The 8,389-nt window shown below is 75.9% G+C and carries 4 protein-coding genes and 1 pseudogene; 2 read left to right on the top strand and 3 right to left on the bottom strand.

Features of this window, described 5'->3' with window-relative positions:
• Positions 1-805 (top strand): annotated as a pseudogene (locus ACFRMQ_RS34295) (hypothetical protein); the annotation flags it as partial.
• Between the two features lie 352 nt (positions 806-1,157).
• On the opposite strand, the gene ACFRMQ_RS34300 reads toward ACFRMQ_RS34295, so the two are convergent.
• On the bottom strand, positions 1,158-1,970 hold the full coding sequence (locus ACFRMQ_RS34300; protein ID WP_380734686.1) for a TrmH family RNA methyltransferase: 813 nt from the start codon (positions 1,968-1,970) through the stop codon (positions 1,158-1,160).
• An 89-nt stretch (positions 1,971-2,059) separates the two neighbouring features.
• Between ACFRMQ_RS34300 and ACFRMQ_RS34305 the strand changes: the two genes are divergently transcribed.
• A complete protein-coding gene (locus ACFRMQ_RS34305) occupies positions 2,060-4,801 on the top strand; it encodes a SpoIIE family protein phosphatase (protein ID WP_380734687.1) in 2,742 nt (913 codons plus the stop codon).
• Positions 4,802-4,843: 42 nt separating this feature from the next.
• On the opposite strand, the gene cobA is transcribed toward ACFRMQ_RS34305, so the two are convergent.
• Positions 4,844-6,091 (bottom strand): uroporphyrinogen-III C-methyltransferase, encoded by a 1,248-nt coding sequence (cobA, locus tag ACFRMQ_RS34310; protein WP_380734688.1) that lies wholly within the window; start codon positions 6,089-6,091, stop codon positions 4,844-4,846.
• Positions 6,092-6,198: 107 nt separating this feature from the next.
• Positions 6,199-8,389 (bottom strand): nicotinate-nucleotide--dimethylbenzimidazole phosphoribosyltransferase (gene cobT / locus ACFRMQ_RS34315; protein WP_380734689.1); only part of this gene is annotated, 2,191 nt, incomplete at its 5' end.

The following is an 8,389-nucleotide window of genomic DNA, read 5'->3' on the forward strand; positions in this document are numbered from 1 at the left end:
CGACCGGGGACGTCCCCAGGAGCGGGTGCGCCCCCGGGACCGGCAGCACACCCCCGCCCCCGGCGGACGGCCCGGCACCGCACGGCAGCGGCTGCTGCGGCAGCGGCTGGTGGTCTTCGTCACCGTGACGATCGGGGTGGCGCTGGCCATCGCGGCGGCGCAGGGGTGCGAGAACCGGGGCAACCAGAGCGCGCGGCCACCGGCCGGGGTGGCGGCGACCACCGGTACGGGCGGCGGCCAGCAGGCGGTGCCGGGGACATCGGTCGACGTCGCGCCGCAGTCCTCGACGACACCGCTCCCCGCGGCCGCGCGCAGCGGTGCGGACGCCGGGCTGACGCCCCCGCAGGCGCCGGTGCCGACGGTGGACTGGCCGAACCACAGCTACCCCGACGGGGCCGGCGGGCAGGCCATCGCGCTGCAGAACGGGCACTCGGTCGGCGGCGGGCCGCAGGTCGCGCTGAGCGCGGTGCTGCCGGCCCGGTACAAGGGCCTGCCGGCCGCCGTGGTCGTCCTGCGCCGGGCGGAGGGCTCGGCGCCGGTCGACCTCGTCCAGCTCTACACCTTCAACGGGGACTCCCCCGTGGCCACCACCTCCCGCACCTCGGTGGCGGACCCGCAGGCGACGGCCACCTGGCGGCTGGACGGCAGCACGGTCGTCCGCGAGGAACGCGCGGCCGCCACCGGCGCGATCGCCTCGACCCGCTACGCCGTCCGCGCCGACGGCACCCTCGACGAGTCCTGGCCCGGCGCCACCACCCCGCCCCCCGCCGCCGCCCCCGCCCCGCCCACCGCCCCCACGGGCTGAGCAGCGCTGCGGCCGAGCGGAGCGGGCACCCACGAGAAGTCGGGCCCGCCGACTTCCGGTGCGCGGCGGAGCGGGTAGGGCCGGAGCCGTCCTGCGGAAACCCGCGCCGCCGGTGAAGGACACCCGGAGCAGCGCGCGAGAAGTCGGGCGGGCCGACTTCCGGCGTGCCGAGCTGCCGCCACCGAAGTCGCGCAGAAGCCAGGGCGGGCCGACTTCTCGCGTGGCGGTCGCGGACAGAACCCGGAGCCTCTGCGGAACGGCGGTGCCACCGGCGAAAGACGCCGGGCAGCGCGCGAGAAGTCGGGCCCGCCGACTTCCGGCGCGGCGGCGATGCGGGTGAGCGGGAAGGAGGCTACGGGGCAGGGGTGGTGACGGCATAGAAGGCCACGGCGGCGGCGGCGCCGACGTTGAGGGAGTCGATGCCGTGGGCCATGGGGATGCGGACGGGGTGGTGGGCGGCCGCGATGGCGCGGGGGGTGAGGCCGTCGCCCTCGGCGCCGAGCATGAGGGCCGCCTTGGGGAGGCGGTGCGGGGTGAGGGTGTGGAGGTCGACGGCGGTGTCGGCAGGGGTGAGGGCGAGGAGGGTGAAGCCTGCCTCGCGGACCGTGTCGAGGGCGGCGGGCCACGGGTCCAGCCGGGCGTACGGGACGGCGAAGACGGCGCCCATGGAGACCTTGACCGCGCGCCGGTAGAGCGGGTCGGCGCAGTCGGGCGAGAGCAGGACGGCGTCCATCCCGAGGGCCGCGGCGCTGCGGAAGATGGCGCCGAGGTTGGTGTGGTCGACCAGGCCTTCCAGGACGGCGACCCGGCGGGCACCGGCGAGCACCTCGGTGGCGTCCGGAAGAGGCCGGCGCTCCATCGAGGCGAGGGCCCCGCGGTGCACGTGGTAGCCGGTGACGGCTTCGGCGAGCGCGGGCTCGACCACGTGGACGGGGGCGTCGGCCTCGGCGATGACGTCGCCCATCACCTCCAGCCACTTGGGGGTGAGCAGCATCGACCGCATCCGGTAGCCGGCGGCGATGGCGCGGCGGATGACCTTCTCCCCCTCGGCGATGAAGAGGCCTTCGGCCGGTTCGCGGCGGCGGCGCAGTTCGACGTCGGTGAGGCCGGTGTAGTCGGCGAGGCGGGGATCGGCCGGGTCGGTGATGGTGCGGGGTTCGGACACCCTGCGATCTTGCCAAGCCTGGGCGGGGAAGGCCAAACGGCCGAGGGAGCTGGGTGGTCCCCGGCTGGACGTGGTGCAAACATGACCGTATGGCCCGATTTCCGGGCCGATCCCGGGCTCCGTCGGCCTCTGGTGCCACTGGCTCCACCGGCTCCACCGGTGGACGCCCACACGGTCGGCCACAGCTGCCACGCGCCGAGCGGCGGTGGCCGGTGTGGCACCGGTCGGTGGCCGGGCAGGTGTTCGCGCTCCAGATCCTGGTCGTCCTGCTGCTGGTGGCGGCGGCCGCGGTGGCGCTGGTGGTGCAGTCTCGCAACGACTCCGGGCACGAGGCTCGCAACCGGTCCGTGGCGGTCGCGCAGGCCTTCGCCAACTCCCCGGGCATCGTCGACGCGCTGCGCTCCCCCGATCCGACGGCCGTCCTGCAGCCGAGGGCGCAGGCCGCGCGGGTCGGCTCGGGCGTGGACTTCATCGTCGTGCTGAACGACCGGGGCATCCGCTACACCCATCCGAACCCGGCGCGGATCGGCGAGAGGTTCGTCGGCACGTACGCCCCCGCGCTGCGCGGGCAGGTGGTGACGGAGCAGCTGACGGGAACGCTCGGCCCGCTGGTGCAGGCCGTGGTCCCGGTGTACGCGCCGGACGGCTCGGTGGCCGGGCTGGTCTCGGCGGGCGTCACGCTGCGGAGCGTGAGCAGCGCGAGCGAGCGGCAGTTGCCCGTGGTGCTGGGCACGGCGGCGGCCGCGGTCGGGCTGGCCACGCTCGGGACGGCGCTGATCAGCCGGCGGCTGCGGCGTCAGACGCACGGGCTGGGACCGGTCGAGATGACCAGGATGTACGAGCACCACGCGGCGGTGCTGCACGCGGTGCGCGAGGGCGTGATGATCGTCGGCGGGGACGGGCGGCTGCTGCTCTGCAACGACGAGGCGCGCCGGCTGCTGGGCCTGCCGCCGGACGCCGAGGGCCGGCCGGTGGCCGAGCTGGGCCTGGAGCGGGCGCCGCTGGAGCTGCTGACCGCCGGCCGTCCGGTGACCGACGAGGTGGTGCTGTCCGGGGAGCGGCTGCTGGCGGTGAACGTCCGGCTGATCGGCCAGGGGCCCGGCCCGCCCGGCTGGGTCGCCACGCTGCGCGACTCCACCGAGCTGGCGGCGCTGTCCGGCCGGGCCGAGCGCGCGCAGCGGCGGCTGCGGTTGCTGTACGACGCCGGGGTGACGGTGGGCAGCACGCTGGACGTGACGCGGACGGCGGAGGAGCTGACGAGGGTCGCCGTGCCGCGGTTCGCGGACTTCGTCACGGTGGACCTGGCGGACCAGGTGCTGACCGGCGAGGAGCCGCCGCCGGGCCCGTCGCTGGGGCGGATGCGCCGCGTCGCCGTGACGGGCGTCCGGGAGGACGCGCCGTTCCACCCGGTCGGCACGGTGCTGGAGGTGGTGCCCGCGACCCCGCTGGCCGGGGCGCTGAGCAACGGGGAGCCGGACATCGAGCCGCGCCTGGCCGAGGCCTCCGACTGGCGCAGGCAGGACCCGGAGCGGTCGGAGCGGGTGCTGGCGTACGGGGTGCACTCGCTGGTGCGGGTGCCGCTGCGGGCGCGCGGGGTGCTGCTGGGGGTGGCCCGGTTCTGGCGGGCGCAGCGCGTGGAGCCGTTCGAGGCGGAGGACCTGGCGCTGGCCGAGGAACTGGTGGCGCACGCGGCGGTGTGCATCGACAACGCCCGTCGCTACACCCGGGAGCACACCATGACGGTGACGCTCCAGCACAGCCTGCTGCCGCGCAACCTGCCGGTCCAGAACGCGCTGGAGGTGGCGCACCGCTACCTGCCGGCCCAGGCCGGGGTGGGCGGGGACTGGTTCGACGTCATCCCGCTGCCGGGCGCGCGGGTGGCGCTGGTGGTCGGGGACGTGGTGGGGCAGGGGCTGCACGCGGCGGCGACGATGGGCCGGCTGCGCACGGCGATCCACAACTTCTCGACCCTGGACCTGCCGCCGGACGAGTTGCTGGGGCACCTGGACGAGCTGGTGAACCGGATCGACCAGGACGAGGCGGCCGGCGGCGGGCGCGCGGAGCTGGCCGGGGCGACCTGCCTGTACGCGATCTACGACCCGGTGTCGCGGCGCTGCACGCTGGCCACCGCCGGGCACCCGCCGCCGGCCGTCGTGGACCCGGAGGGCCGGGTGGTGTTCCCGGAGCTGCCGACCGGGCCGCCGCTGGGGCTGGCGGTGCTGCCGTTCGAGACCGCCGAGCTGGAGCTGGCCGAGGGCAGCCGGCTGGTGCTGTACACGGACGGGCTGGTGACGGACCGCGAGCGGGACGTCGACGAGGGGCTGGAGCTGTTGCGGGCGACGCTGGAGGGGCCGGCGCGCTCGCCCGAGCAGACCTGTGCGGACGTGCTCGGGGCGCTGCTGCCCGCGCACCAACAGGACGACATCGCCCTGCTGGTGGCGCGGACGAAGGTGCTGGCGCCGGACCGGGTGGCGCAGTGGGAGGTGCCCTCCGACCCGGCGGCGGTGGGCGGGGTCCGGGCCGCCGTGGCGGAGCGGCTGACGGCCTGGGGGCTGGAGGAGGCCGCGTTCGTCACCGAGCTGATCCTGAGCGAGCTGGTGACCAACGCGATCCGGTACGGCTCCGGGCCGATCCGGGTGCGGCTGCTGCGGGACCGGTCACTGATCTGCGAGGTGTCGGACGGCAGCAGCACCTCGCCGCACCTGCGGTACGCGGCGACCGAGGACGAGGGCGGGCGCGGGCTGTTCCTGGTCGCGCGGTTCGCGGACCGCTGGGGGACGCGGTACACGGCGACCGGGAAGGTCATCTGGACGGAGCAGCCGCTGGAGTAGAAAGTCGGACGGGCCGACTTCCCACTCCGCGCGGCCGTGCGGTCAGTGCCGGAACGCGGCGGCCAGCACGTTGACCACGTCCCCGACGACGATGACCGCCGGGGGCTTGACGCCCTCGGCCTCGACCACCGCGGCGACGGTGCCGAGGGTCGCGTCCACCCGGCGCTGGGCGGCGGTGGTGCCCTCCTGGACGATCGCCACCGGGGTGTCCGCGGGCCGGCCGTGCTCGACCAGCCGGGCGGCGATCGCGCCGATCTTGTCCACGGCCATCAGCAGCACCAGGGTGCCGCTCATCTTCGCGGCGGCCTCCCAGTTGGTGAGCGAGCGCGCGTCGTCCGGGCCGACGTGGCCGGAGATCACGGTGAACTCGTGCGTCATGCCGCGGTGGGTGACCGGGACGCCGGCCGCGGCGGGCACGCTGATCGAGCTGGAGATCCCGGGCACGACGGTGACCGGGAGGCCGGCCTCGGCGCAGGCCAGCAGCTCCTCGCCGCCTCGTCCGAAGACGTACGGGTCGCCGCCCTTGAGCCGGACGACGAACTTGCCGGCCTTGGCGTGCTCGACCAGCGTGCGGTTGATCGCCTCCTGGGCCATGAACCGGCCGTACGGGATCTTGGAGGCGTCGATCACCTCGACGTGCTCGGGCAGTTCGGCGAGCAGTTCGCGCGGGGCGAGGCGGTCGGTGACCACCACGTCCGCGTCGGCGAGCAGGCGACGGCCCCGCACGGTGATCAGGTCCGGGTCGCCGGGGCCGCCGCCGACCAGGGCCACGCCGGCGCCGTGCGAGCGGTACTGGCGGGCGGCCAGCGAGCCGTCCCGCAGGCCGTCCACGATGGCGTCGCGCAGGGCGGCGGAGTGGCGCGGGTCACCGGTGAGGACGGCGACGGTGGCGCCCGCGTCGCGGCCGCTGGCCGGGGTCCAGGCGGTGGCCGCGGCGGCGTCGTCGCTGCGGGAGCAGAACACCCGCTCGCGCTCGGCCTCGGCGCTGACGGCCGCGTTGACGGCCGGGTCGTCGGTGGCGACCAGGGCGTACCAGGTGTCGGCCAGGTCGCCCTCCCGGTAGGGGCGGGCGTGCCAGGTGAGCTCGCCGGCGTCGGCCATGGCCTGCACGGCCGGGGTGGTGGCCGGCGACATCAGGTGCACCTCGGCGCCGGAGGCGATCAGGGCGGGCAGCCGCCGCTGGGCGACCTGTCCGCCGCCGACCACGACGACGCGACGGCCGGCCAGCAGCAGGCCGACCGGGTACGGGGTACGGCCCTCGGTGCTGGGGTGCGGGGTGGGCGCGGTCATCGGCGGTGCTCCTGATCGGGGGTGAGGGCGGGGGAACGGTACGGCACGACACCGCTCCGCGGTCCGGCGTGCCCTCGGGCCGGAACGCGGAGCGGTGACGGGACGCGTCAGGCCTTCTCGGTGACCCCGGCGGAGTCGAAGGTGGCCACATCGTGCATCGCCCGGGCCGCGCTCTGCACCAGCGGCAGGGCCAGCAGGGCACCGGTGCCCTCACCGAGCCGCAGGTCCAGGTCGATCAGCGGCCGCAGGCCGAGCTTCGCCAGCGCGGCCTGGTGGCCGGGCTCCGCGGAGCGGTGGCCCGCGATGCAGGCGGCCAGCACCTCGGGGGCGATGGCCTTGGCGGCGAGCGCGGCCGAGCCGGCGATGACGCCGTCCAGGATCACCGGGGTGCGCAGCGAGGCGGCGCCCAGCAGGAAGCCGGCCAGGGCGGCGTGCTCCAGGCCGCCGACGGCGGCGAGGACGCCGACCGGGTCGCTCGGGTCGGGCCGGTGCAGGGCCAGCGCGGCGCGGATGACCTCGATCTTGCGGGCGTGGGTCTCGTCGTCGATGCCGGTGCCGCGGCCGGTGACCTCGGCCGGGTCGAGGCCGGTGAACACCGAGATCAGGGCGGCCGAGGCGGTGGTGTTGGCGATGCCCATGTCGCCGGTGACCAGCGCCTTGTTGCCCGCCGCGACCAGGTCGCGGGCGGTCTCGATGCCGACCTCGATGGCCTTGAGGGCCTCCTCGCGGGTCATCGCCGGGCCCTGGGTCATGTCGGCGGTGCCGGGACGGACCTTGCGCGGCAGCAGGCCGGTGGCGCGGCCCTGCTGGACGGCGTCCGGCAGCTCGGCGGCGACGCCGACGTCGACCACGCAGACCTCGGTGCCGATCTGCTTGGCGAAGGAGTTGATCACCGCTCCCCCGGCCAGGAAGTTCCCGACCATCTGGGCGGTGACCTCCTGCGGCCAGGGGCTGACGCCCTGGGCGTGCACGCCATGGTCACCGGCGAAGACCGCCACGCAGGCGGGCTCCGGGATCGGCGGCGGGCACTTGCGGGACAGGCCGCACAGCTGGGCGGAGATGATCTCCAGCATGCCGAGCGAGCCGGCCGGCTTGGTCATCCGCTTCTGCCGGTCCCAGGCCTCGCCGAGCGCCTTGGCGTCCAGCGGCCGGATGCCGCGCAGGGTGTCGGCGAGCAGGCTCTGCGGCTCCTCGCCGGGCAGCGCGCGGTTGCCGTACTGCTCCTCGTGGACGACCCAGGACAGCGGGCGCTTCTTCGCCCAGCCCTGCTGCTCCAGCTCGGGCTCGCCCGGGAACTCGTCGACGAAGCCGACGCACAGGTAGGCGACGACCTCCAGGTGCTCGGGCAGGCCGAGCTCGCGGACCAGCTCCTCGTCGTCGAAGAAGCTCACCCAGCCGACGCCCAGGCCCTCGGCGCGGGCGGCCAGCCAGAGGTTCTCGACGGCCAGGGCGGCCGAGTACGGGGCCATCTGCGGCTGGGTGTGGCGGCCGAGGGTGTGCCGGCCGCCGCGGGTGCGGTCGGCGGTCACCACGATGTTGACCGGGGTCTCGAGGATGGCCTCGATCTTGATTTCCTTGAACTGCTTGGCCCGGCCCTTGGGCAGCGAGTCCGCGTACGCCTCGCGCTGGCGCTCGGCCAGGGCGTGCATCCGCTTGCGGGTCTTGGCCGAGCGGATCACCACGAAGTCCCAGGGCTGGGAGTAGCCGACGCTGGGCGCGGTGTGGGCTGCCTCCAGGACGCGGATCAGCACCTCGTGCGGGATCGGGTCCGGACGGAAGCCGTTGCGGATGTCGCGGCGCTCGCGGATCACCTGGTGGACGGCGTCGCGGCCGGCCTCGTCGTAGCCGGGGGCGGCCGGGCCGCGCGGCTCGGCGGGCTGCTGCTCGGGCTGCTCGGCCTGCGGCTCCCCCGCCTCCTCGGTGGCGGGCTGCGCTTCGACGGCCTGCGCTTCGACGGCCTGCTCCTCGGTGGGCTGGGCCTCGGTGGGCTGGGCCTCGGCGGGCTGCTCGGTGGGCTGCTCGACGACGCCCTCGACGGGTGCGGCCTCCTCGGCGGTGGCCTCCGGCGCGGCGGGCTGCTCGGCGACCGACTGGGCGGCCTGCGGCTCCACGGCGGCTTCGGCCGGTGCCTCGGCGACCTCGGCCGTGGGCTCCTGGACGGGCTCGGTCTCGGCGGCGACGACGGGCTCCTCGACGGCGGCGGCAGGCTCTGCCTCGGCGGCGACGGGCTCGGCGGCGACGGGCTCGGCCGGGGCCTGCTCGACGGGGGCCTCGGCCTCCGGGGTGGCGGCGGGCTGC

Origin of the sequence: Kitasatospora sp. NPDC056783 (assembly GCF_042789895.1) — a bacterium.
Taxonomy (GTDB): Bacteria; Actinomycetota; Actinomycetes; order Streptomycetales; family Streptomycetaceae; genus Kitasatospora.